Origin of the sequence: Photorhabdus akhurstii (genome assembly GCF_019090985.1) — a bacterium.
Classification (GTDB): Bacteria; Pseudomonadota; Gammaproteobacteria; order Enterobacterales; family Enterobacteriaceae; genus Photorhabdus; species Photorhabdus akhurstii.
This window is the reverse complement of sequence record NZ_CP020335.1, coordinates 121,164-146,531: the sequence shown is the minus strand read 5'-3', so window position 1 is coordinate 146,531 and position 25,368 is coordinate 121,164. Positions and strand designations below refer to the sequence as shown.

At 39.0% G+C, this 25,368-nt stretch carries 19 protein-coding genes, 1 tRNA gene and 2 pseudogenes; 7 read left to right on the top strand and 15 right to left on the bottom strand.

The window, feature by feature from the left end:
* Positions 1-337: 337 nt before the first annotated feature.
* Together B0X70_RS00680 and B0X70_RS00675 are read right to left on the bottom strand one after the other, a co-directional pair.
* Positions 338-1,930 (bottom strand): serine hydrolase domain-containing protein, encoded by a 1,593-nt coding sequence (locus B0X70_RS00680; RefSeq protein WP_217470648.1) that lies wholly within the window; start codon positions 1,928-1,930, stop codon positions 338-340.
* A gap of 365 nt (positions 1,931-2,295) precedes the next feature.
* Positions 2,296-3,888 carry a serine hydrolase domain-containing protein gene (locus B0X70_RS00675; RefSeq protein ID WP_217470647.1) on the bottom strand — a complete coding sequence of 531 codons (1,593 nt, stop codon included), beginning with the start codon at positions 3,886-3,888 and terminating at the stop codon, positions 2,296-2,298.
* 155 nt (positions 3,889-4,043) lie between these two features.
* On the opposite strand from B0X70_RS00675, the pseudogene B0X70_RS00670 reads away from it, so the two are divergent.
* Positions 4,044-4,676, top strand: a pseudogene (locus B0X70_RS00670) (transposase).
* Between the two features lie 153 nt (positions 4,677-4,829).
* Here B0X70_RS00670 and B0X70_RS00665 read toward each other — a convergent pair.
* From B0X70_RS00665 to B0X70_RS00650, 4 genes are all read right to left on the bottom strand, one after another.
* A complete protein-coding gene (locus tag B0X70_RS00665) occupies positions 4,830-6,422 on the bottom strand; it encodes a serine hydrolase domain-containing protein (protein WP_217470646.1) in 1,593 nt (530 codons plus the stop codon).
* Between the two features lie 557 nt (positions 6,423-6,979).
* On the bottom strand, positions 6,980-8,080 hold the full coding sequence (locus tag B0X70_RS00660; protein ID WP_036778981.1) for an amidinotransferase: 1,101 nt from the start codon (positions 8,078-8,080) through the stop codon (positions 6,980-6,982).
* A 723-nt stretch (positions 8,081-8,803) separates the two neighbouring features.
* On the bottom strand, positions 8,804-9,106 hold the full coding sequence (locus B0X70_RS00655; protein ID WP_036812683.1) for a hypothetical protein: 303 nt from the start codon (positions 9,104-9,106) through the stop codon (positions 8,804-8,806).
* A gap of 794 nt (positions 9,107-9,900) precedes the next feature.
* Positions 9,901-10,854 (bottom strand): dienelactone hydrolase family protein, encoded by a 954-nt coding sequence (locus tag B0X70_RS00650; RefSeq protein WP_036812680.1) that lies wholly within the window; start codon positions 10,852-10,854, stop codon positions 9,901-9,903.
* Between the two features lie 153 nt (positions 10,855-11,007).
* Here B0X70_RS00650 and B0X70_RS00645 point away from each other — a divergent pair, with 153 nt between their 5' ends.
* Positions 11,008-11,907: a DNA-3-methyladenine glycosylase family protein gene (locus tag B0X70_RS00645; protein ID WP_040149971.1), complete on the top strand. Its 900-nt coding sequence runs from the start codon at positions 11,008-11,010 to the stop codon at positions 11,905-11,907.
* A gap of 264 nt (positions 11,908-12,171) precedes the next feature.
* Here the strand turns inward: B0X70_RS00645 and B0X70_RS00640 are convergent, their stop codons facing one another.
* The 5 genes and pseudogenes from B0X70_RS00640 to B0X70_RS25550 form a co-directional block, all read right to left on the bottom strand.
* Positions 12,172-12,597 carry a hypothetical protein gene (locus B0X70_RS00640; RefSeq protein ID WP_040149968.1) on the bottom strand — a complete coding sequence of 142 codons (426 nt, stop codon included), beginning with the start codon at positions 12,595-12,597 and terminating at the stop codon, positions 12,172-12,174.
* Entirely contained in the window at positions 12,594-12,968 is a 375-nt protein-coding gene (locus tag B0X70_RS24920; RefSeq protein WP_246593397.1) for a hypothetical protein, read from the bottom strand. Before B0X70_RS24920 ends, B0X70_RS00640 begins: the two co-directional genes overlap by 4 nt.
* A 268-nt stretch (positions 12,969-13,236) precedes the next feature.
* The gene (locus tag B0X70_RS00635) at positions 13,237-14,556 is read right to left on the bottom strand and encodes a DEAD/DEAH box helicase (RefSeq protein ID WP_246593396.1); all 1,320 of its coding nucleotides are present in this window, start codon (positions 14,554-14,556) and stop codon (positions 13,237-13,239) included.
* Between the two features lie 284 nt (positions 14,557-14,840).
* A pseudogene (locus B0X70_RS00630) lies at positions 14,841-15,140 on the bottom strand (hydroxyacid dehydrogenase); the annotation flags it as partial.
* Positions 15,141-15,236: 96 nt separating this feature from the next.
* Positions 15,237-15,371, bottom strand: coding sequence for a hypothetical protein (locus B0X70_RS25550; RefSeq protein ID WP_256448166.1), 135 nt, complete (start codon positions 15,369-15,371; stop codon positions 15,237-15,239).
* A 216-nt stretch (positions 15,372-15,587) separates the two neighbouring features.
* Here B0X70_RS25550 and B0X70_RS00625 point away from each other — a divergent pair, with 216 nt between their 5' ends.
* Both B0X70_RS00625 and B0X70_RS00620 read left to right on the top strand, forming a co-directional pair.
* Positions 15,588-15,950, top strand: a complete 363-nt coding sequence (locus tag B0X70_RS00625) for a hypothetical protein (protein ID WP_217470645.1) — start codon at positions 15,588-15,590, stop codon at positions 15,948-15,950.
* A 423-nt stretch (positions 15,951-16,373) separates the two neighbouring features.
* Complete coding sequence (locus B0X70_RS00620; protein ID WP_110086014.1) at positions 16,374-17,393, top strand: IS110 family RNA-guided transposase; 1,020 nt, start codon at positions 16,374-16,376, stop codon at positions 17,391-17,393.
* A gap of 343 nt (positions 17,394-17,736) precedes the next feature.
* Here the strand turns inward: B0X70_RS00620 and B0X70_RS00615 are convergent.
* A tRNA-Sec gene (locus tag B0X70_RS00615) sits at positions 17,737-17,831 on the bottom strand.
* A gap of 236 nt (positions 17,832-18,067) precedes the next feature.
* On the opposite strand from B0X70_RS00615, the gene prlC reads away from it, so the two are divergent.
* On the top strand, positions 18,068-20,110 hold the full coding sequence (gene prlC / locus B0X70_RS00610) for an oligopeptidase A (protein WP_040149962.1): 2,043 nt from the start codon (positions 18,068-18,070) through the stop codon (positions 20,108-20,110).
* 6 nt (positions 20,111-20,116) lie between these two features.
* A complete protein-coding gene (gene rsmJ / locus B0X70_RS00605; RefSeq protein ID WP_040149960.1) occupies positions 20,117-20,860 on the top strand; it encodes a 16S rRNA (guanine(1516)-N(2))-methyltransferase RsmJ in 744 nt (247 codons plus the stop codon).
* Positions 20,861-20,911: 51 nt separating this feature from the next.
* Here the strand turns inward: rsmJ and gdhA are convergent, their stop codons facing one another.
* Together gdhA and uspA are read right to left on the bottom strand one after the other, a co-directional pair.
* Positions 20,912-22,255 carry an NADP-specific glutamate dehydrogenase gene (gene gdhA, locus B0X70_RS00600; protein WP_036812629.1) on the bottom strand — a complete coding sequence of 448 codons (1,344 nt, stop codon included), beginning with the start codon at positions 22,253-22,255 and terminating at the stop codon, positions 20,912-20,914.
* 261 nt (positions 22,256-22,516) lie between these two features.
* Positions 22,517-22,948 carry a universal stress protein UspA gene (uspA, locus tag B0X70_RS00595; RefSeq protein WP_036779007.1) on the bottom strand — a complete coding sequence of 144 codons (432 nt, stop codon included), beginning with the start codon at positions 22,946-22,948 and terminating at the stop codon, positions 22,517-22,519.
* Positions 22,949-23,408: 460 nt separating this feature from the next.
* On the opposite strand from uspA, the gene uspB reads away from it, so the two are divergent.
* Complete coding sequence (gene uspB, locus B0X70_RS00590) at positions 23,409-23,744, top strand: universal stress protein UspB (protein ID WP_036812627.1); 336 nt, start codon at positions 23,409-23,411, stop codon at positions 23,742-23,744.
* 54 nt (positions 23,745-23,798) lie between these two features.
* On the opposite strand, the gene pitA is transcribed toward uspB, so the two are convergent.
* On the bottom strand, positions 23,799-25,289 hold the full coding sequence (pitA, locus tag B0X70_RS00585; protein WP_036812625.1) for an inorganic phosphate transporter PitA: 1,491 nt from the start codon (positions 25,287-25,289) through the stop codon (positions 23,799-23,801).
* Between the last annotated feature and the right edge of the window lie 79 nt (positions 25,290-25,368).

Here is a 25,368-nt window from a genome sequence, read left to right as displayed (position 1 = left end):
GGAAACATCCAAGCGATAATGATTATCATTTAATATATGAAGGACAATATAAAGTAACTACCGAAGCTGATATTTACAGAAAACAGACAGAACATAAATATAATAGTTCTGTCTGGAACAAAGTGCATCTAATAGAAAATATCTTTAATCTCTCAACAGTATTAATGCTATCCTGCTAGTGAAACTCTATTCTAAATTTATACCCGTCATCTTTCAAGTTGCCTCTTTGTTGGCTGCACTCACTCACCCCGGTAACATAGTTATCTATGCTCCCGGGGATTCGTTCCCTTGACGTCGCGATCCATCTTGAAATCCATAGGGTATATTAACTAGCCAATTAAACTGCAACAAATTCCAGATTCAAACAACGTGAATTACCAATATAAATACGATATTTATTTGTTTCAGGATCAAATTCAAAATCAATAACAGATTCAGTACTGGATGAGAAATAACTATTGCCATAAATATGTCGCAAAGCCTCTTTTTTTACAGGATGGATAATCCCATCAATATAAAGATCATCCCCAGATGATATAATATTAATTATTGCCTCTGTTTCGTGACTATAATAGCGCCCTGATAATAACTTAATATCGACACTACTTTCATTGTTCATCTTTTTCAAATAAAAAACATTACTATTTTCATCAATATGCTCCAGTGCGATAACACTGTCATTTTCGATGACGGGTCTGAACTGAATTTTACTTCCTTGCTCCTGGAACGTACCGTCAGAGTTAAAAATAATCGGGTTACCTTTTTCGAATAAATCACCTAAAAAATAAACATCTTCTTTGGTAATAATATAAGGATAAGGCTCTATCCCTCGGAAAATACCGGTGATATCAATATCACTGGTTAGGCAATATGGTTTTTCCGGTTCAATATGGGTGTTAAACAAGATATCCATATACTTATCCGTCCATTGATCAACATCAGCATCAGTTGCAGAAGTCATCGCCATACCTAATTTAGCATCCGGTAAAATACAAATATTCGCTCGGAAGCCAGCAAAGGTACCATTATGTTGTATTATCCTTTGCCCTTCACGTTGTTCGATAATCAAACCGTAAGCATAATTGTTACGATTGCCATTGGTTAAATCTGGTGTACGGGATAATTGAGGCAGTAGATCCTGAACAATCGATGGCGAATAAAACGCTCTAGCCCAACGACATAAATCATTCACAGTGGAGTGAACCGCTGCACTACCCATCACAGAATTGTTGATATCGCTTCTTATCCACTGTTGCGAATTCTCATTATAAGTGTAACCCATCGCCCGATTAGAGATAATCTCGGTTATATCATCACAGATAATGGTATCTTTCATCTTTAATGGAACGAAAATATTTTCTTCTGCATATTCTCTTAACGACTTACCTGAAACCACATTGATAATTTCCCCCAATAAATAATAGCCCGTATTGCTATAAATATAATATTCCCCAGCAGGGGCGTTAAATGTCTGTTGTCGTTGGACCAGTTTTTCCATCAAATCAGCATTGCAGTAGTCAAAACTTGAGTTTTTACCTACCAAACTATAAAGTAAAAATACATCCCGTAATCCGCTGGTGTGATGAATAAGATGCTCAATAGTAATATCAGCGAAATGTTCGGGTAAATAATCCAAATACTGTCTGATTTTATCCTTAACGTTGAGTTTTCCTTCTTTCTCCAGCAAAGCTATGCAAAAAGCCGTGAATTGTTTTGAAGTACTCGCCAAATAGAATTTAGTATTAGGCTGTATAGCAACAGCATGTTCAATGCTAGCTTGCCCGATATGACGCTGATAAATTATCTTATCATCGTGGATAATAGCGACTGCGAGAGCTCCACCTTTTTTTTCATTTTCAATATTAACCAGCTCATCTATTTTATTGATAAACAACTGAATATTATCTTTAGATATCATCGATTCCATCATTAATTTCCCTATTTAAGGTTACAAAACAGAACATATATATACAACTTGATATCAGTACATATATGGGCAGTACTGTAAGACGTAAACAAGAAATATCCAAGTAATAATGACTATCATTTAATGTGTGAATAACAATATAAAGTAACTGCGGACGAAAATTAAAATTATCTAAATTTTATAAACATTATTTTCTTTCAGAAATCATTTTGGATCTAATATTTACAAAAACAGGCAGAACATAAATATAACCGTTCTGCCTAGAATGAAGTGTATCTAATAGAAAATATCTCCAGACTCTCACAATAGCATCAATCCTATCTTGCTAGCGAAATACTGTTCTAAATTTGTATTTACTAACCTGTCCATTAAACTGCAATGAATTCCAAATTCAAGCAACGCGAATTACTGACATAGAGGCAATATTTATTTTCATCAGGATAAAACTTAAAATCAACAATAAGCTTAGTTTCTGTGGACAAATAACTATTCCCATAAATATGCCGCAAAGCCTCTTCTTTTATAGGATGGATAATCCCATCAATATAAATATCTTTACCAGATGTTATAACATTAATTATCGCCTCTGTTTCGTGACTATAATAGCGCCCTGACAATAGCTTAATATCGATACTACCTTCATCGTTCACTCTTTTAAAATAAAAGATATTACCATTTTCATCAATCTGTTTCAGTGCGATAACATTGTCATTTTCAATGATAGGCCTGAACCGAGCTTTACCTCCTTGCTCTTGGAATGTACCATCAGCGTTAAAGATAATCGGATTGCCTTTCTCAAATACATTACCTAATAAATAGCAGTCTTCCTTGGTAATAATATAAGGATAAGACTCTATTCCCCGGAAAATACCGGTGATATCAATATCACTGGTTAGGTAATGCGGCTTTTCTGGCTCAACATAGGAGTTAAGCAATATATTAATATACCGATCTATCCATTTAGCAACATCAACACCTATTGCAGCGGTAATCACGATACCTAATTTAGCATCCGGTAAAATACAAATACTCGCTCTGAAGCCAGCATAAGTACCACCGTGTTGTATTATCGTTTGCCCTGCACGTCGGTTAATAATCAAACCATAAGCATAATTGTTACGATTACCATTAGTTAAATCTGGTGTACGGGATAATTGAGGCAACAGATCTTGAACAATCGATGGTGAATAAAATGCTCTCATCCAACGACACAAATCATTCACGGTGGAGTGAACCCCTGCACTACCCACCACGGAATTGTTGATATCGCTTCTTATCCACCGTTTTGAATCCTTATTATAAGCGTAACCCATCGCCCTGTCAGAGATAATCTCGGTTACATCATCGCAGATAAAGGTATTTTTCATCTTTAATGGGGCGAAAACATTTTCTTCTACATATTTTTTCAACGACTGGCCTGAAACCACGCTGACGATTTCCCCCAGCAAATAATAGCCCGTGTTGCTATAAAGATAATATTCCCCAGACGGGACGTTAAGTGCCTGTTGTCGTTGAATCAGCTTTCTCTCTAAGTCAGCATGGCAGTAGTCAAAATCTGAGTTTTTACCTGCCAGACCATAAAGTAAAAATATATCCCGTAACCCGCTGGTGTGGTGAATAAGGTGTTCAATAGTAATATCAGAGAAATGCGCGGGTAAATAATCCAAATATTGTCTGACTTTATCCTTGACGTTAATCTTTCCTTCTTTCTCCAGCAAAGCTATACAGAAAGCCGTGAATTGTTTTGAAACACTCGCTAAATAGAATTTAGTTTTAGGTTTTACAACCACAGCATGTTCAATGCTAGCTTTTCCGATATGACGCTGATAAATGATTTTATTGCCGTGGATAACCGCAACGGCGAGAGCACCCCCCTTTTTTTTATTCTCAATATTAACTAATTCGTCTATTTTCTTGATAAAGAGTTTAATATTATCTGCGGATATTGTCAGTTTCATCATCAATCTCCTAATAAATAAACTTTCAAAATAGTAGATCGTTGGAAGGGAACTCAGTCTGATTTTTGCGATCTGATTAATTGCGAAAAATCTCAAACCTCAACACGGACTGAGTGATGCCTATCATAGTACCCATACCTTAAAATGAATGCCAGAAAATGAGAAAACTTATCCATAAAACCCGTGATAAGAACTATTCCCGTCGATTGACGACATTATTGATGCTCAATGAGGGATTGACGGTAACTTATATCGCCAAAACTCTTCATGCCGCACGTTCTTCCATCAATCGTTGGGTTGAGTGGTTTACATTATATGGACTCGAAGGGCTCAAAAGTTTACCGGCTAGCCGACCTGCTGTCTGGGATCTCCCCTCTCTCTGCTTTGCTCAGATGGGTATTGTCTGGCGCAGAGCGGCACAACAATAAAACAACCCGATCCTGAATATGATGAGAAAATGGCAAAGATCACGGAAACCAAAGCGAATATTTCAGAAAAACATCCCGTTCTCTATAAAGATGAGGTAGATATTGATTCAAACCCGAAAATCGGCGCGGACTAATAGGACTGGCCGGCACGACACCCCAAAATTACCCTGCTGTTTTCACCCGTCTATTCACCGTGGCTAAATAAAATAGAACGGTTATGGCAATCGCTCCATGAGACAATAACGCGAAATCATTGTTGTCAATTTTATGTGGCAGTTGCTTAATTATGTTAATGCCTTTTTGGCATCGTTTTCATCACAGCCAAAGCCAGGAAGACAAAAAATGAGTGTAGCACTATTATAAGACCTTATTTATAAAAAACAGACAGAACATAAATATAATAGTTCTGTCTGGAACAAAGTGCATCTAATAGAAAATATCTTTAGGCCCTCAATAACATTAGTTCTATCCTGCTAATGAAATGCTGTTCTAAATTTATATTTACTAATCTGACAATTAAACTGCAACGAATTCTACATTCAAGCAACGCGCATTACCGACATAGAGACGAGGTTTATTGGTATCAGGATCAAATTTAAAATCAACAACAAACTCAGCACTGGGTGAGAAATAACTATTCCCATAAATATGTCGCAAAGCCTCTTTTTTTACAGGATGGATAATCCCATCAATATAAATGTCATCACCAGACGATATAATATTAATTATCGCCTCTGTTTCATGGCTATAATAGCGCCCTGACAATAGTTTAATATCGACGCTACTTTCATTGTTCATCTTCTTCAAATAAAAAATGTTACCAACTTCATCAATATGTTCCAGTGCGATAACACTGTCATTTTCAACGACGGGCCTGAACTGGATTCTACTTCCTTGTTCTTGGAATGTACCGTCAGAGTTAAAAATAATCGGGTTACCTTTTGTAAATAAATTACCTAATAAATAAACATCTTCTTTGGTAATAATATAAGGATAAGGCTCTAACCCTCGGAAAATACCGGTGATATCAATATCACTGGTTAGGCAATGTGGTTTTTCTGGCTCAACATCAGTATTAAGCAATATATCAATATACTGATCCGTCCATTTACCAACATCAACATCGCGTGCATCAGTCATCGCGATACCTAATTTAGCGTTTGGTAAAATACAAATACTAGCTCTGAAACCAGCATAGGTGCCACTATGTTGTATTATCGTTTGCCCTGCACGTTGGTCGATAATCAAACCGTAACCATAATTGTTACGATTGCCATTAGTTAAATCTGGTGTACGGGATAATTGAGGCAGTAGCTCCTGAACAATCGATGGCGAATAAAACGCTTTAGCCCAACGACATAAATCATTCACTGTGGAGTGAACCGCTGCACTACCCATCACAGAATTGTTAATATCACTTCTTATCCACTGTTGCGAATTTTCATTATAAGTGTAACCCATCGCCCGATTAGAGATAATCTCGGTTATATCATCACAGATAATAGTATCTTTCATCTCTAATGGAGCGAAAACATTTTCTTCTGCATATTCTTTTAACGACTTTCCTGAAACTACGCTGACGATTTCCCCTAGTAAATAATAGCCCGTGTTGCTATAAATATTATATTCCCCAATGGGGGCGTTAAGTGTCTGTTGTCGTTGGATCAGTTTTTTCACTAAATCTGCATGGCAGTAGTCAAAACTTGAGTTTTTACCTGCCAGACTATAAAGTAAAAATACATCCCGTAATCCGCTGCTGTGATGAATAAGATGCTCAATGGTAATATCAGAGAAATGTGCGGGTAAATAATCCAAATATTGTCTGACTTTATCCTTGACGCAAAGCTTTCCTTCTTTTTCTAGCAAGGCGATGCAAAAAGCCGTGAATTGTTTTGAAGCACTCGCTAAATAGAATTTAGTATTAGTCTGTATAGCAACAGCATGTTCAATGCTAGCTTGCCCGATATGACGCTGATAAATTATCTTATCATCGTGGATAATAGCGACTGCGAGAGCCCCACCTTTTTTTTCATTTTCAACATTAACCAATTCATCTATTTTATTGATAAACAACTGAATATTATCTTTAGATATCGTTGATTTCATCATGAATTTCCTTATATAAAATTATAAAACAAGACATATATATGCAGTCTGATAGCAATATATATGGGCAGTACTGTAAGACGTAAATAACCAACATCCAAGTAATAACTATTATCATTTAATATATAAAGAGAAACAGAAAGTGACTACGGTCACTCATCAGAATAGATGAATTCATGCTGGCAGCGATTCACTACCAGCAATTATTTCAGAACTCATACTTAAATCCAGAATTAAATAACCTGTTACTATTCATAATTATAGAAAGGATAGGAAGGAGGGGGGAGAAATACAAGCAAAACGCATGCACACACTGCGATTAATCTTAACTGTGTGCATGCGGGTATTTATCTCTAACATTTACATCAGTCGTATATAAATGTAGAGGCATATTTAGCTATGGCCAAATATTGGGGAAACTTTCAATATCACAATCACTTTTACAATAGTGAAATCATTCCAATACACAACCAGTGTAACAGTGGCTATCATATGCAAGATACTTAATGCAAACATTACTGCATCCCAAAGGGAATATCTTCAGATAGCCATCTTTACTCCTAGTCAAGATAAGATTGTAAAGTTCCGCGCCGTCTTACATCCACGGTTGCACAATGGAAAGAACCACCGAAGGTATTAAAATTCCTGAAATTACATGGAATAGGCGTAAAGCCCCAACGTTTCATGGCAGCAATCATTGGCTCATCCTGTTTTTCAACAATCACTCGCTGCTCATCCAACATCAGAATATTCATGTTGATCCATTTACTGGTGGTATATAGAGGATGATCATCAGGAATAACTGGGTCAGGTGCATGTAATACGTCCCAGTTCCTAAACAATTCAGGAATTTTTAACACCTTTTTGGGGTTAATCAACAGTTTTCCTGGCGCCATAGGAACAAAGGTAGCATCAATGTGCATAGGGCTATCATCGTTAAATTCAAAAACATGAATACGATATTCATCACCTATATGACGACGAAGCCATTCAATACCAAATTCATTTGTGACATGGCTCTTTTGAGCAATGATATCTCGCCCACATCGGATAAAATCCGCAGCATCAAAAGTCGGTTCAAATTCAGTTATCGCAAGGGGAACACGCTCCTCGCTATTAGGCTGATGCCATTCGAAATTATATTGTTCCTCGATCAGCTGTGGTTTTGGCCCGGCGCTCCATTTCGCACCTTTCTTAAAGTAATCTTTAAGTAAAGTCTTATATGCCGCCGTCTCAAAATAACGGGAACGCCATGCTAGCGGGCATTCAATAATATCATTTCCAATAACTAACAGCACATCGCGAGGCATTGCACAATAAAACCCTGTACTACTCCAGCCTGGCGCGCCAAATACCTGAGATTGGTCTTGCGGATCTGGACGACGTACTGTCACACCTTCACCTTCAAGAATATGGACAAATTCTTCTAACTCTCTAGATGCTGCATCAATTTGTTCTTGCGGAAATGCCCGACCTGCATACCGATAAAAATTAGTAATTTGATTCGGTGGCAATATCGGCTCTATCGCCATATGCCAGCCGGGAAATCTGGCGCCATCAACTACACCGACAATAACCTCCTCAAGTGGGTCCCATTCATTAAAAGAACAAACTGGGGAAGTATTCTTACTATTACAATCTGTTACATTTGAATCAAGCATGTCGTCTCCTGATATTTTAATATTATGTCGCTTTAAAACTATAACAATTGTATTAATCGCGACCCTATTTCCATCAATATAAACCTCTTAGAAAAAATTCAATTTCAATATATCATCATACATAATATTGTGAATTTACATATCTTCTCGCTTAAAAAATCCAACAACAAATCATAATATTGGCTATTTAAAACAGTAAAAAACTGTTAAAAAATTTATTTTTCCGTTATAAAACGTTCAACCAAGGTAATAATATAAAAAACAACTTTATAGTTTCACTGTAATTTTATAACTCTAAAATAAGAATATAAATTTGTCTGCGAGCAATAATATATGGACATTTAAATTTGTAAAGGAATTAAATTTAAGGATTGTAAAATAGAGTTAATGTGATTGTTTGCTATATAATTATTACCGTTAAAACATTACCTAAAATAAACCACATTTATTTATAAGATATAGACTCTTTAATTTCAAAATAATTTATTTAAATAGTAACAGGAAGAACGTAAATATTTACGTTCTTCCTAATTTTAGGTGCATTTGGTAGAAAACACATTTATGTTTTTAATAAAACCAGTCCCATGCTATAAAGAAACACTACATTTAATTTCAATTAGCAATCATGCTGTATTTGGCAACTGATTATATCACTCAAACTAAATCCGGTTATTCTACAGAATATTTTTTCAAACACTCATTTAGAAATTTAACAAATAATTCTTAAATTTCAACACCTACTATATATTTTATATTAGTAAGTTTACTTTTTGCGACCTTCACTTTCACATCTAATTTTTCATGAAGAACACGTAAAAGAGAAAGATAGAGCAGCACAATCTTCTCTTTATCTTTATCATCAACTAGTAATAGATGAAAATCATCAACTACGCCTAAAATATTCAGACTAACAATAACTGAGCTGGGTGACAGAATATCAATATTGACTTTCTCTACTTTACCCACTCTAAGCTCATCATCGACAATCAGCTCTTCATTTAACAAAATATCTTTCTTAATTATCATAACATAAACTCCAAATTTTAATCTAACCAATTGATAAATAACTTATATCACTCAAGAATATGTACAATAAGCCATTCATCTTGCCTATATGAAATTGTAACCATTTTCACTAGAAAATAAGGTGTTTATCAGGAATTTATCCAGCATTTAGATAACATATACAGCATTTTTGATGCCATATTGACGCTTTATCTAATACATATAACTATAGATGCCATTAATGTATTGTCAATAAAATAAAAAAATAAATTTAATTAATTTAAAATCAATATTTTATTACCCAGTAAAAAATAGAAAAGATATTACATCCTGTAATGAACAGGATATTTCAGTAATTTTTCCAATCTAATATAATGACAGCGATAAATGATAATGGGAAATAAACAGCTACTTCCCTTCTATACTACAAAAGGTAAAACCGAGAAAATTACCCAAGAAACGAAGAATAATTCATAACGTTTTAGTACTATATTTTTTGGAAATAACAAGCGGTATATTAATCAAGTGATGATTTATAGTAAACATTATAATTTCACCCCATCTTTCCATTATAATAACAAGAATATAAAATAAATCTCAGGAAATTATATTATTATTAAATTTATTATAAACCATTAATCACCAATTCTTTATTTACATATATTTTTATTGCCAAATGAGATATGAAATTAACAACAGTTACTATGCGAAAATAATCCTAGAAAAAACGTGGTGTCAATTTTGACTATACCACGTTTTATTTCCAAATTTAATATCACTTCCCAATATATAAAAACCAACGAATTAATACCATTTTAGATAACAGACTTTTCTCCATAATCCCTAGATAACCAATTCTTTATATCTTCAACAATAGGAGTAATCTGCAAAACACCTTCACTATTCCTGAATCCATGATTTAAACCTGGGTATTGATAAAAGGTAATATTATCTTTCTTTAATTGTTCTTTCATTTTTATCGCTGAACTAGAGCTGACTGAATTATCATTTAGCGTTTGAATAATCAAGATAGGACTCTTAGTCTGATTTAACACTTTATATTGATCAATACCAAGAGAAACCCTCCACCAATTAGCACCGTGATTACTCATTTCTATATGACTCATATTCTTCCCGGTAGCTATTTCTTGCTGAAAATCCCTAAACCCTTTAATTGCCTCATTGAGATATTCTGGTGACACCTCACTCCTTATACTATGAATAACATCATCAGCGAAATGCCGACCTCCACCATTCAGTGACACAGTTCTATCAATATAATTGACTTGTGACGTAATTAAATTGGCAACCACTGCCCCTTCACTTCCACCCAAGACAATGATCTTCTTATATTTATTCTGATGTTTTAGATAACCAATGATCTGAATATAATCCTTAACTCGCTGCTCTGGTGTATCCGAACTCATATAAGCCTTAGGACAATCTGAGCGTTCAACAGCATTAGACCAAGGGAGTGATGCATTAATGCCATATTTTTCCACAGTCAGAACATCACTATCGGGATAAATATCACTAAACGTGTCATTCACAAACTTATTATTGGCGATACTATTACAATCAGAACCCTGTATCAGCACTAATAGATTATTACCTCCTCTTTGCTTAAGATAGTAAGTTATTTCACTACCATCATGACGGAAAAACTGTTTATGCGTATTTGTATTTGAGTAAGCGAAATCTATACAACATGAAAAAAGCAGAACAGATGTCAGAATTTTCTGTCGTAAATTAAAACGATATGCTTTCATTAACCTCTCCTTTAACTAACATATACAAAGACCACAGATTGACGATATTATCCCTGTCAGAAAAATTTTAAAAATTTGAAAACAGATTTCAGAGTTTTTTATCCAGAATGCTAACTATGATCACTAAAATACCCATACCTTGGGAGAGAAGAAATGAAAACCACTTTATCCACCAAAATCGCATTACCCGATAATTATCATATCCACGATTTTTTCGCTTTTCATCAAAGGGATAAACAAAATATCGCCGAAATTGTGGAACAGAATAAAGTTCGAAAAGGGACGATGTGGGATGACAAACCTGCGGAATTAACCATAGCTATTAATGCAAAAACCGCACATATACAACTTAAAGTTGATGGTGATACAACAGGCCCTGATGAGCGCTTATCTGCTTTAGCATCTCATATGCTAGGGCTTCTACAGCCGGTTCATCTATTTGAATGTTTATATAAAGGACACCCGATTATCGGTTCACTTATTGCCAGACAATCAGGTCTAAGAATTTATCAATCGGCCACACCGTTTGAAGCATTAAGTTGGGCGGTTATCGGTCAGCAGATCAGCGTCAGTGCAGCCATCTCTATTCGCAGGAGATTTATTCAGGCAATGGGAGTTCAGCATTCCTCCGGGCTATGGTGCTTTCCAACCGCCAGACAAATACTCAACCATTCAGAAGATGAATTACGCCAATGCGGATTTTCTGTCAGTAAAGCCAAAGCATTACTCCGCTTAAGCCAATTAATTGAATCTGGTGAATTAACATTGGCAATCTCTAATGATGAGCAAGATATTCAGCAATTAACAGATAATCTACTCGCTATAAAAGGCATTGGTATGTGGACAATTAATTATTCCCTGTTACGGGGATTTAACTACTTAAATGGTTCATTACATGGCGATGTCGCAGTAAGACGTAATATGCAAAGACTGTTTAATCAAAATGAAAAAGTTTCCGCAGAACAGGCAGAAAAATGGTTGGCAGACTTCACTCCCTGGAAAGCCCTATTAGCCGCACATTTATGGCGACAAGAATCAAGTGCAGGGTATTGATGTTATTGTTAATTCTCGTTTATTTTGCTGGTATGGTGTATCGCTGCTATCAAATGATTAACCATGAAAACAATTTTTTTCATGAATATAAATTCCATGATAAGACTTAAAAAATTTCCAATAAATCAAATTGTTATGAATATATCCTCATTTCCTCTTCTTTAGATGATTTATTAAAATGAATGAATTTCTAATACCCTAAAATATACACGGACAGTCCTATCGATAAAAAAGGAGGTGTTCCCTCCTTAATCAGTGCACACCTTAGCAAACAAGTTTTAGCTTAGGGTAAACAATACTCTGAAACTCTGCCGGAATTTTTTCTTTAATATCTGATAATATTTTTTTGTCTGCCCCGATAGCTTCTAAAAGCTCATTAATAATAGATTCTAATTTCTCCGTTCTATCCCACTGGACTTTATAAGCTCCCGAATTTATCTTTTGTTCTATTCTCTGTAACTGTTTATTTTCTTTATATATATATTTCATTCTAATAATATTCACCTCGTTATCTACATTTTCTTTATAGGTGATAATCATATGAATATCATTAGATTTCTTAATTGTTTCAATGCTATCGTATTCACTCTCAAAAATAGCAGTTATGAGCTCATCAGGCTGAACACCTTTCACTAAGCAAAAGGCTACCATTCTTTCTATAATCTCGTTTACTTTTAATGAGTCGATCATCGTATCATCCTCTTAACTTCTTCAAGTATTCCCGCTAATGCCTCTATTGATTTTAGCAATGTTTTATTATCCCGATCCTTAACCACCCCATATATCCTGGATAATTTGCTATTAATAAAACGAACGACAATACCATCATTAACATCTGTTGTCTTTAGATTAGAAATATAGCGATTAAAAACATGATAAAGCTCAGAGCCTTTTTCATCAATACCGTTTTCAATCAAAAGATTAGCAACCTCATCCTGTATTCTCGTACTCAAGATTTGTCGCATCATTTTTCTTGCTTGCGCAGGCCGCTTCTCTATCAACTCAGGGTCTATTAATTTAGCAGCTTTACGAATTTCTTTCTCTACGAGAAAATCTTTCAAATTTTCACGCACATCTAATGGTAGATCTACTCCCGATTGAATAATTTTATTTATATTTTCGGATACTGACGCATTTATCTCCGCTCTCTTTCTTTCAAATAATTCATTAAAATCTATATCATCAAGATATGAATCTTTATTACTAATAAAAGCTCCCTCACTATTTACACTAAATAAGATTTCAAAATAGTGCTACATCTTATACCACTCATAATTCTATGTATAACAATGGGTTGAAGAAGGCTATGTGTAGCATAATTACGAAACGTTATTTAGCTAATGAATTTTCTCTCTCAATATATTCTCTATCACTAAATGTATATTCCCGGATACTTCCTCTTTTAGCTCTATCAACTTCCTTTTGAAATACATTCCACATTGTGTTGAGTCCAATTTCTTCATGAAATATTACCAATCCATTATTATCAATTTCAAAAGCTGTTATTTCATCATCAGGTATTGCACGCAATATTCTACCAATCACTTGTGCAAATGCATTAATACTTCTATATGGCCTAAATATAGCCAGAATACTTAAGTATTTATGATCATAACCTTCCATCAGCATGTTAACTGAAATTACGACATCACATTGATGATTTTCAATGTTTCTAAAAGATCTACGTAATTCATCTAAGGACATTTCACTATGAACAATAATAGAATTTAATCCCTTTTCTTTATACCAATGATATAAATCTTCTGCGTGAGAAATACTACAACCTACAGCTAATATTTTATGGGGAACTTTACTAGATAATTTTTTTAACTCATTTAATTTTAATATGCTATACTCAATAACATCTTTTGAGCATTCCTCCGACAGAGCGATACTTTTCTCTATCCACTCTTTATCTTTAAATGCCAATACCTCTTCCTTTGATAATTTGACCTCCTCATTTTCTTTTATAGAAAAATACAATTCATGTGCATTAACTGTCTCTTTTCTTAACCACTTCACATAATTATTTTTCATAACCTCTGAAAGAGGAGTTTCATGTATTTTTTCTCCAGGAATTTCTTGATTATCACCTCGATATGGTGTTCCTGTAACATGAAGTATCTTAGCCTCGTGGAAATATCCCAAAACTTCACGCCAACTTTGGGCAGGAGCATGGTGAGCCTCATCAATAATAATAAAATCAAAAAAATCCTGTGGAACTCTACTTATTAGACTTGTCTCACGCTTACTTGATACTCGATGTATATTAGAGTAAACAATATGACTAGCAAATAAATGCTCATCACTGATATCTTGAAGATATTCATTCACCACAGGAATATCTTTACTATTAAATATAACATCACAATTCACCCAGAAATTGTCCTCTAACACCTCTTGAGTTTTTCGTATACTATCTTTAGTAACAAGCCCAGGAGTTATAATAAGAACTCTTTTATTTGATACTCCATATGGCGCAATAGAAATTAAACCACTTTTACCTGTACCTGTCGGTAGTACTACTAATGCTTCTTTATTATTTGGTTGATTAAAATATTCTCTAATTTTGATGTATGCCTCAATCTGAGGCGTTCTTAATTTCTTATTTCCCTCTATATTAACTGCTGTATCAAAAAAATAAGACATACATATTCCTCTTACTCTAACAATTATATAATCACTATTAAACCTATATTCATGCAAAATAGTCTATGTAGTATGGACAAAATCTTGACTAATAGCACGAAATTTATAATGTGGCCGCTCAATAAATTAATTTTAATTTTTTATAATTACTTCATTTACGCTATCTATTTCAATGAAAAAGCAATAAATTATTCACAGTATATAATCCTATGAATAATTTATTTATCTAATAAGATGAAGCTGTAATTATAATGGTATTATATCTTTATATTTCCCCTCTCTAAAACCAAAAAGACCTCTGAGAGGTTGTAATGCAGTATATTACGATTAACTTGTCGATTACCCTCTTGTCGAACTTGTAAGAAAGACTTACAAGTTGAATTTTGTACAAGTTCACCCTCATCATAGATAACCTTAACATGCTGTGTGATCGCCTGAGGCGTCACCTGATAAAGATTGGCTATCTCCGCTTGTGATAACCACAGCGTATCGGATTCAAAACGGCATTCGACATGTGCCTGACCATCGTCACTTCGGAACAAAATAAATTCGCCCTGTGGTGCTTCAGGAAGATTATCACTCATCAATTGCCTCCGCTCTATTGACCGTTATCTCAAGTAGGTGAAAAACCAATGGTACTAATATACCTGGAAGAATAAATGTTAAAATACTCAAACCAATTAGTTGCCTGCTACCGACATCTTCGCCAGTTCCGGATTCATGGGATCAAAAATTGCCAGCGGCAATTCAACCTTCCGCCCATTCTGATCTTTTACTGCTTTGACTAACTTAAATTCAGCAATATCAGCACACATAATTTCTTAATGATGAAATGGTCGCTCGGGTTGCCTCAATGCCCAAACAGAGCAAGTCACGACTTGACAGAAGCTGTTGCCGCATAGGTGCCCCGCACTTTTTTATGCTCGCCAGTAACATTATTGTTGAAAGTTAAATTCACTCAAATTATATTTAGTGAAGGTTATTAATATTGTTCCATATAGTCATGTGGTCATATAGTAAATGGAGCATTTATGAAAAAAACATCCTTATTTTTAACAAGTTCATTATTAGCTATTTCTTTCCTTTCAATCACACCAATAGCCTCAGCAGAAACCACCTCCCTAAAAAATCAATTCAATTTAGAAAATCAAAATTCAACAAATTTAGATTTTGATTTGAAATTATATAGTTCAAATGGAGGACCTGGTGGTAACGGCGGTAATGGCGGAAGTGGAGCAGGATCTCATGGTGGTAATGGCGGCAATGGCGGCAACGGTGGAAGTGGGCCAAATAGTGGCGATGGAGGAAAAGGTGGCTCAGGAGGGAAAGGAGGCTCAGGAGGGAAAGGAGGCCCTAATGGTGGTCAAAATGGCAAAAATGGAAGGGATGGCTAGAGTTCCTGACACTATTTACCATTTTGTGCTGCGACACAAAGCTGTTCCTATAATTTTTTCAGTCAATAGGTCGTAATAAGAGCGAAGAAACCTGCTGCCTCACCAACAGTTCCCAGCCCGACTGTGCATTAAGAGTGATTTTAATGTACAAAACGCCGGGAAAATAGATAAGCATCAAAACGTATAGCCGGTGCGCCTCCAGAACCCCGGAACAACTACAGGCATTAAAAAGCTTCGGCGTTCGGCTGATTGCAAAAAGTGAAACCAAAATGTCTTAGGAGAATGTAATGAACGCATCCCAACCACTTAGCCTTTGGCATTGTGCTGGAATTGAGAGATGAGATGTGGATCCTCACAGATTTCCGGCCTTATAGTGCCTAAAAGCGGGAGACTATTGCTCCCTGATGACTGGAGGATCCACCCATGAAATTTACTCCTTTTGGCGTCGATATTGCAAAACATTTGATGCAAATTCATTTTGTCGATGAATACACCGGTGAACTTATTGATAAGCAACTGAGGAGGCCGGATTTTTTAACGTTCTTCAGTAACCGCGAACCTTGTCTGATTGGCATGGAAGCCTGTGGCGGTGCGCATTATTGGGCTCGGGAGCTGAGGAAGCTGGGGCATGACGTGCGTTTGCTTCAGGCTAAATTTGTTAAAGCGTTCCGGATGGGAAATAAAAATGATGTTCAGGATGCCCGGGCCATTTGGCTGGCGGTTCAGCAACCCGGTAAATCGATCGCGATTAAAAATGAAGAGCAACAGGCCATTCTGTCATTACACCGAATGCGCCACCAATTAGTCAAATTCAGAACCGCACAAATCAATGCGCTGCATGGTTTGCTACTGGAATTTGGTGAAACCATGCATAAAGGCAGGGCTTCTCTGGATAAGGCCATGCCTGAGGTACTTGAGCGACTCAGAAAAAAACTGGCCCCGTTCCTGCTTGCTCTGCTTGAAGCGCAATATCATCGTTTGACCGAAATCGACGAACAAATTGAACAAATGGAAAACCAACTAACGGCGTGGGCAAAGCAGAATGCCGATTGTCAGCGGATTATGAAAATTCCCGGTGTCGGTGTCCTGATTGCGACCGCCGCCATCGCGACGATGGGCGATCCCAGCGCATTTCGGTCGGGCAGGGAATTTTCGGCCTATCTGGGCCTGGTACCGAAACAAACGGGAACAGGAGGCCGGGTCAAATTACTGGGCATCAGTAAACGGGGAGATACCTACCTGAGAACCCTGTTTATTCACGGTGCAAGAGTGGCCACCTTACTGACGAAAACCCCGCTGCCGTGGGTGACGGAGCTGAAAAAACGCCGTCCGGTCTGTGTGGCGATTGTGGGGATGGCCAATAAGCTGGCTCGCACCGTTTGGGCATTGGTCGCCCATCAGCAGGAATACCAAAAAGATTACGTTAGTGTCAGACCTTACTGAAGTGTTTCACTGATCAACTTTCACTTTTAACGACAAGGATGAATGCAGAAAGATTGCTAAAGCAATGATAATGATGACAAAGGCAGGTAAGACCGTGACTTGCTAAACCTGATTTATGCTCTGAGCTTAAAGCTCGTTAGGAGAGTGAGGAGCCAGTCAGCGGATTACATCGAGGCCCGCAGCTCTGGCTGCAATAAGGCCGGATATAGAGCTGCAACCTACCGTCGATGCCAGAGTAATTTTTGTCTTGCAAACGGGATGCGTTCATATAGAGCATAAAATTTATGGTCACTCTCGTTTTTACCATACTAATTTTGATGACTTTTTCTGGGGCTGGTGCGGATGGCGGAAGATCACAGGAGTCGAACCTGCCAGAGACCGCTGGCGGCCCCATCTGGATTTGAAGTCCAGCCGCCCCACCGGGGACGATGATCTTCCATATAAATACAAAGAATTATGAAAAGGAGCTAATCATAACGCATATTATCTGGCTTCTAAATCCGTTTGCTGAAATCATTCTCAATTTCCTAAAAAGCATTAAATTTTGTTGTTCATAAACTCAACATTCGCGTTGAGTTTGTCGAATTTTACCTACATCTTATTAGCCGATACCCATTACGATACAAGGTTGCTCCTCTCAGCAATGTATCCAACACATAAAAAGGACGCTTTATATGACTAATCCGTTACTCGTTCCATCAGGTTTACCAAAATTTTCTTCTATTAAACCAGAACATGTTGTTCCCGCTGTAAAAGAAGTCATTGCCAATTATCGCCAAACTATCGAAAAAATATTGGCCGAGAATACCGTTTTTACCTGGGATAATCTGTGTCAGCCATTGGCCGAAGCAAGTGATAAGCAATCCCGTGCATGGTCACCAGTCAATCATCTGAATTCGGTTAAAAACAGCCCAGAATTACGCGCCGTCTATGAAGAAAGTTTGCCATTACTGTCCGAATTCAGTACCTGGTTAGGTCAACACAAGGGACTATATCAAGCCTATACGTCATTACGTGAAAGCGCTGAGTTTGAGAAGCTCTCTGTGCCTCAACGCAAAGTTGTCGAAAATGCACTGCGTGATTTTAAACTATCAGGTATTGGTCTGCCTGAAGAGAAGCAGAAACGCTATGGCGAGATTAGTGCTCGTTTGTCAGATTTAAGTTCGCAATTCAACAATAATGTGCTTGATGCAACTATGGGCTGGACCAAATTAATTACTGACGTGAAAGATCTGGCTGGTCTGCCTGAAAGCGCGCTTGCCGCCGCTAAAGCACAAGCAGAAGCCAAAGGACAAAAAGGCTGGCTACTGACTTTAGAAGCACCAAGTTATCAGCCGGTTATCACCTATGCAGATAACCGTGAACTGCGTCGAGAAATTTACCACGCCTACAATACCCGCGCATCCGATCAGGGGCCAAATGCAGGTAAATGGGATAACAGCGAAGTGATCGCCGAAATCCTCGCGCTACGTCACGAACAAGCTCTGTTGCTTGGTTTCAAAAATTATGCAGAACAATCCCTTGCAACCAAGATGGCAAAAACCCCGAAGGAAGTATTGGATTTTCTGAATGATTTGACAAAACGCGCTCATCCACAGGGCGAAGAGGAAGTAGATGAATTAAAAGGTTTTGCTAAATGGCATCATTGCGCCCACAAGCTGGAAGCTTGGGATATGACTTATTATGGCGAAAAACAAAAACAGTACGAGTTCTCTATCAATGATGAGCAATTACGTCCTTATTTCCCTGAACAAAAGGCTGTTGAAGGGTTATTCGAAGTTGTTCGCCGTATCTATGGCATTACGGCTAAAGAGCGCCATGATGTAGAAACCTGGCATCAGGATGTCCGTTTCTTTGATCTGTACGATGACACCAATGAGCTGCGCGGTAGCTTCTATATGGATCTGTACGCACGCGAAAATAAACGTGGCGGCGCTTGGATGGATGAGTGTATCAGCAGCATGCGCCGTTCCAACGGCGAACTGCAAAAGCCTGTCGCTTATCTGAACTGCAACTTCAACAAACCTGTTGGCAATAAACCAGCGCTATTCACTCACAATGAAGTCAATACGCTGTTCCACGAGTTTGGTCACTGTCTACACCTAATGCTGACTAAGATTGAAACTGCCGGTGTCTCCGGTACCAATGGTGTACCGTGGGATGCGGTTGAAATGCCAAGCCAATTCATGGAAAACTGGTGCTGGGAGCCAGAAGCACTGGCATTCATCTCTGGTCACTATGAGACTAAAGAACCTCTGCCGCAATCCATGTTGGATAATCTGTTAGCAGCCAAAAACTATCAGGCTGCCATGAGGATCTTACGTCAACTTGAGTTTGGTCAGTTCGATTTCCGTCTGCATGTTAACTACGATCCAAAGAAAGGCGCTCAAACCATGAAGACCTTAAAAGAAGTGAAGAAATTGGTCTCCGTAGTGCCTTCACCTGAATGGGGCCGTTTCCCACATTCATTCACCCACATCTTCTCCGGTGGTTATGCCGCTGGCTACTACAGTTATCTGTGGGCTGATGTGTTGGCAGCCGATGCTTACTCTCGTTTCGAGGAAGAAGGCATTTTTAACCGCGAAACCGGGCAATCTTTCCTTGATAACATTTTGTCCCGTGGCGGTTCAGAAGAACCAATGGAGTTGTTCAAACGCTTCCGTGGCCGTGAACCAAAACTGGATGCAATGCTGCGCAAGGCCGGTATTAAAGGGTAATTTAAGGTGGGAATCTGTTTAATCTGTGAACAAGGCGCTGATAACAGCGCCTTATCTCAACTGGCAGAGCGCTGGGGGCTGATGCATGACGAAAGCGCGATTATGGCGTTGGTCTTTACCCCTCAACGTCTTGAACTTCGTAAACGGGATGAGCCAAAGCTAGGCGGCATCTATGTCGATTTTGTATCAGGTACAATGGCACATCGCCGTCGCTTTGGCGGCGGACGCGGCGAAGCCGTTGCTAAGGCCATAGGAATCAAAAAAGATTATCTACCAACAGTCGTAGATGCTACCGCCGGCCTGGGGCGCGATGCCTTTGTGCTGGCATCATTGGGTTGTCATGTAAGAATGCTGGAACGCCATCCAGTGGTCGCGGCATTACTGGATGATGGGCTGCAACGTGGTTATCAGGATGAAGAAATTGGCGGCTGGTTGCAAGAGCGCATGACGCTGCTCCATGCCTCCAGCATTACAGCGCTGGCCGATATTACGCCACAGCCCGATGTCGTTTATCTTGATCCTATGTATCCACATAAGCAGAAAAGCGCACTGGTGAAAAAAGAGATGCGAGTGTTCCAATCTCTGGTTGGCGCTGATGAAGATGCTGATAGTTTGCTAGCCCCTGCACGCGCTTTGGCAAAACGCCGCGTCGTGGTAAAGCGGCCAGATTATGCAGAACCCTTAGCTGGAGTCGCTGCATCAGCAGCTATCACCACGAAAAATCACCGTTTTGATATTTATCCTCGTTGAAAAAAATCAGCCGTTATTGCGGCTGATATCTTTTAGTTTAAAGAATGTAGTTTAAAGAATGCCTTGAGCAAGCATAGCGTCGGCAACTTTCACAAATCCGGCAATGTTCGCCCCCTGAACATAATTGGTCTGTTTGCCCTCGCCACCATACTCAACACAGGCGTGGTGAATATCCAACATGATGTGGTGCAAGCGCGCATCCACTTTTTCAGCCTTCCAGCCTAAACGGGCCGCATTTTGTGCCATTTCCAGACCAGATGTCGCCACGCCACCAGCATTGGCCGCTTTACCGGGTGCGAATAACACACCTGCTTCAATAAAGGCTTCCGTCGCTGAAATAGTTGCTGGCATATTCGCCCCTTCAGCAACCGCTTTGACGCCATTCTTGATAAGGACCTTAGCCGCATCCAAGTCCAGTTCATTCTGAGTGGCGCATGGCAAAGCGATATCAACCGGCACAGACCAAGGTTGTAACCCTTTCAAGAAAGTCAGACCCCGCTCTCTGGCGTATTCTTCCACACGGCCATAGCGTTGGTTTTTTATCTCTTCAAGATGAGCCAGCTTCTCCGGCGTAAACCCTTCCTCATCAACTAAAGTACCGCCGGAATCAGAAGCGGTTACCACTTTCGCTCCCAATGCCATGCATTTTTCAATCGTATATTGCGCCACATTACCTGCACCGGAAACCGATACGCGCATACCGTCAAAACCCATGCCATGACGTTTCAACATGGCATTGACGAAATAGACCAGACCATAACCGGTTGCTTCCGGGCGAATCAAGCTACCGCCAAAAGAGAGACCTTTGCCAGTAAATACACAAGCCGTGTTGTTAGAAAGCTTTTTCATCATCCCTGACATAAAAGCCACTTCACGGCCACCCACACCAATGTCACCTGCGGGAACATCAGTATCCGGCCCCAAATGGCGGTACAATTCTGTCATTAATGCCTGACAAAAACGCATGACTTCGCCCTGACTCTTTCCTTTAGGATCAAAATCTGAACCACCTTTACCACCACCCATTGGTAAAGTTGTTAGTGCATTTTTCAAGGTTTGTTCAAAGCCCAAGAATTTCAGAATAGAGAGGTTTACCGATGGATGAAAACGCATACCGCCTTTGTATGGACCAATGGCGGAGTTGAATTGCACTCGCCATGCCCGGTTTACCTGCACTTTACCCTGATCATCTACCCAGCAAACCCGAAACTGGATAACCCTTTCTGGCTCCACCATACGTTCCAGTAGGCTATGTTCACGGTATTTCGGGTTTTGTTCAAGAAACGGCCAAAGAGAGGTGAATACTTCCCGAACAGCCTGGAGATATTCTGGTTGATATTCATCCCTGCGTTGAATCGATCCAAGAAATGAAGACAAAGATAGTAAACAGCTCATTTAGTTATTCCTTATTTCTACTTCGGTTGTGATGGATTCTCAGTCATTTTCTAATCATTATTTTTGTTGAAAATGTGAGATAAGTTGTGTTTGCCCTTTGAATATATCATTGTTCTATATTCATCTTTCAAGAAGTTTTTTCGCAGAAAGGTAAAAAAAATTTCTTGATTGCACCGAGCATAAGCCAAACACCCCCCCATTTCACCAAAAAAAACGCCTGCATAAGCAGGCGATTTTATCGAATAACTTTTCAATCTATTGTCATTCATCATCACGCAGAGGAACAATCAGCATATCAACATGAACCGTGTTAATTAACTGACGAGCAGAAGACATCAATTTGCTCCAGAAATCCTGATGATGACCACAAACAACCATATCTATGTCATATTTCTTGATTGCATCAACCAGTACTTGCCCCAGATCACCGCTACCGCTCAGGGTCTCCTGAATGTCATAGTCTGAATCTGCGGAGAGCGCTTTCAGCGCACTGCGGGTCTCGTCAGTAATACGTTGCTGCATATCACCGAGATTAACATCAATCAAACCGGTGTAGAGATCGGAATAGTTAACATCAACATGGATCAGGGAAACTTTGGCATTGTCCGGTTTAGCCATAGAAACAGCTTTTCTCACCAAAACCTGACTTTCCGGGGATAAATCAACCGCAACAAGAATATGTTTGTAAGCCATAAGCGAACTCCTTCCATAATGCCGAGTTAGTGAGTTGGCAGGGCAAATTGCCACTATCCTGTGTTTATTACTAATTAGGATGTTCTTCAAGTCCTGTTTCGATCACAGCTCATCGGTTTAGCGACTGGACAAAGAACATCCACCAAACAACATATACCACAATTGCTCTTCCTGCCACTTGATGGATAGCAAAATCCTACTCTGAATTTACGGCCTTTCTTGATACCCAATATATTTACGTGAATAGCTAATCAATCTCTCTGAGGTTTCATGGTTGGATAGAACTAACTAGATGAGTGTTTATGACGTTTTTCTACTAGTTCTGTCCCAACTCATGCAGAACAGGTTTTTTGTACTATCTGGCTATCTTTCCTACAATAAATATAAAGGTGTCGCCACCTGCAATTTTGATTTTTTCTTTTTTGTGACAGCTTTGGCTAACCATTCTAAGGAGGGGATTATGTTCAGTACAATCGCACTGTTTTGGGCGCTGTGTCTTGTCTGCATTATCAATATGATGCGCTACTTCTCTTCACTACGAGCATTGCTGTCCATTCTTCGTCAATCTGACCCCTTGCTTTATCAATCAGTAGACGGTAACGGCTTTTTCACTACTCATGGGCAACTTAATAAGCAAATACGACTAGTGAACTATATCAATTCACAACGTTACCTTGATCATCATGATCCAGAAGTTGTTCTTCGTTGTGAAAGGTTGAGAAGACAATTTATTTTGACCAGCGCACTGAGTGGATTAGTTGTTATTTGCCTGATCTCTATGTTGATTTGGTATTAAATAAAAAGGCGGTATAGTTGACCCATACCGCCCTCAAATTATCCATTAAAACAATTAAATCAGTTTCAAAGCGAACCAGTAAAGCGTACCGGACAACCCGATTGAAACCGGCAGCGTCAGTATCCAAGCCAGCATGATATTCTGGATAGTTTTACCCTGAACCCCACCGCCATCGACCAACATCGTTCCAGCCACCGCAGAAGAAAGCACCTGCGTAGTAGAGACCGGCATGCCGGTATAACTCGCAACACCAATTGAAACAGCAGCAGTCATCTGAGCTGAAACACCTTGCGCGTAGGTCATACCTTTTTTGCCAATCTTCTCACCAATAGTGACTGCAACACGTTTCCAGCCAACCATCGTTCCCAAAGACAGAGCCAGTGCTACCGCAATGATAATCCAGACAGGCGCATACTCAACGGTGTGTAATAAGTCTTTCCGCAATTTATTCAGGAAACGGGCGTCTTCAGCACGAGTTTCCGGCAGTTTAGCCAGAGACTCCGCCGTATCAGCAATACACATCAACATACGGCGCATATTGTTACGCTGTTCAGCATTCAGCTCACTGTAGCTCTGAATGCCCTTCAATAGACTTTCTGTCTGATCAAGAACAACGACAGCACGCGTAATATCACAATGGAATCGCCCTTCCGGTTCATCTTCCGCAACAGCGACCGATGGCGTCAGCTCAATTGCATGGGATAACGCTGAGCCATGCTGCCGATAATATTGTTGCAAGTGAGTAATAGCGTCGTAGGTACGGGCGATGTCATAACCATTGGCATTCATGTTTACAACAAATCCCGCTGGCGCTACACCAATTAGCACCAGCATAATCAAACCGATACCTTTCTGACCATCATTCGCCCCATGAGAGAAGCTTACGCCTACCGCAGACAAAATCAGCGCTGTACGTGTCCAGAAAGGGGGCTTACGCTTACCATCCTTCTTTTCACGTTCAGCGGGAGTCAGATGAATACGTTTACGTTTCTTGGTGCTACTCCAGTAACGACGCAGCAGAAACACGACAGCCCCTGCGATGATCAATCCGATTAAAGGAGAGAGGATCAACGACAGGAAAATCTGTATCATCTTCGGCACATTCAACGCATCAACCACAGAAGAACCGGTTACGATGGCATTGGTTAAACCGATACCAATGATGGAACCAATCAGGGTATGGGAACTGGATGCAGGTAAACCGAAATACCAGGTCCCAAGGTTCCAGACAATCGCAGCCAGCAACATGGAAAACACCATAGCAAGGCCATGAGCAGAACTGACATTGAGAAGAAGATCGGTCGGAAGCAAATGCACAATCGCGTAAGCGACACTTAATCCACCAAGAAGAACACCAAAGAAGTTAAATACCCCAGCCATAACGACGGCGAACTGTGCTCGCATAGCACGGGTATAAATAACTGTTGCTACCGCATTCGCGGTATCATGAAAGCCATTAATGGCTTCATAAAACAGCACAAATAGTAGTGCCAGTACTAACATTAGGCTGGTGTGAAAATCCAGGCCAGTAAAAAGATGTAGCATAAACGTTAAGCCAGTTAGTTGGACATGAACGCGGCGCATTATCAGTGACAAATGCTAGCGGGGGAAGTGAAATATGAAC

Excerpts from the sequence above, each read along its gene's own strand:
- B0X70_RS00640 (WP_040149968.1), bottom strand. The coding sequence starts at position 12,597 with ATGATCGACTCATTAAAAGTAAACGAGATTATAGAAAGAATGGTAGCC.
- B0X70_RS00645 (WP_040149971.1), top strand. The coding sequence starts at position 11,008 with ATGAAAACCACTTTATCCACCAAAATCGCATTACCCGATAATTATCAT.
- B0X70_RS00650 (WP_036812680.1), bottom strand. The coding sequence starts at position 10,854 with ATGAAAGCATATCGTTTTAATTTACGACAGAAAATTCTGACATCTGTT.
- pitA (WP_036812625.1), bottom strand. The coding sequence starts at position 25,289 with ATGCTACATCTTTTTACTGGCCTGGATTTTCACACCAGCCTAATGTTA.
- gdhA (WP_036812629.1), bottom strand. The coding sequence starts at position 22,255 with ATGAGCTGTTTACTATCTTTGTCTTCATTTCTTGGATCGATTCAACGC.
- prlC (WP_040149962.1), top strand. The coding sequence starts at position 18,068 with ATGACTAATCCGTTACTCGTTCCATCAGGTTTACCAAAATTTTCTTCT.
- B0X70_RS00660 (WP_036778981.1), bottom strand. The coding sequence starts at position 8,080 with ATGCTTGATTCAAATGTAACAGATTGTAATAGTAAGAATACTTCCCCA.
- B0X70_RS00680 (WP_217470648.1), bottom strand. The coding sequence starts at position 1,930 with ATGATGGAATCGATGATATCTAAAGATAATATTCAGTTGTTTATCAAT.
- uspB (WP_036812627.1), top strand. The coding sequence starts at position 23,409 with ATGTTCAGTACAATCGCACTGTTTTGGGCGCTGTGTCTTGTCTGCATT.
- B0X70_RS00655 (WP_036812683.1), bottom strand. The coding sequence starts at position 9,106 with ATGATAATTAAGAAAGATATTTTGTTAAATGAAGAGCTGATTGTCGAT.
- uspA (WP_036779007.1), bottom strand. The coding sequence starts at position 22,948 with ATGGCTTACAAACATATTCTTGTTGCGGTTGATTTATCCCCGGAAAGT.
- B0X70_RS00625 (WP_217470645.1), top strand. The coding sequence starts at position 15,588 with ATGAAAAAAACATCCTTATTTTTAACAAGTTCATTATTAGCTATTTCT.
- B0X70_RS00675 (WP_217470647.1), bottom strand. The coding sequence starts at position 3,888 with ATGATGAAACTGACAATATCCGCAGATAATATTAAACTCTTTATCAAG.
- B0X70_RS00635 (WP_246593396.1), bottom strand. The coding sequence starts at position 14,556 with ATGTCTTATTTTTTTGATACAGCAGTTAATATAGAGGGAAATAAGAAA.
- B0X70_RS00620 (WP_110086014.1), top strand. The coding sequence starts at position 16,374 with ATGAAATTTACTCCTTTTGGCGTCGATATTGCAAAACATTTGATGCAA.
- B0X70_RS00665 (WP_217470646.1), bottom strand. The coding sequence starts at position 6,422 with ATGATGAAATCAACGATATCTAAAGATAATATTCAGTTGTTTATCAAT.
- B0X70_RS25550 (WP_256448166.1), bottom strand. The coding sequence starts at position 15,371 with ATGTGTGCTGATATTGCTGAATTTAAGTTAGTCAAAGCAGTAAAAGAT.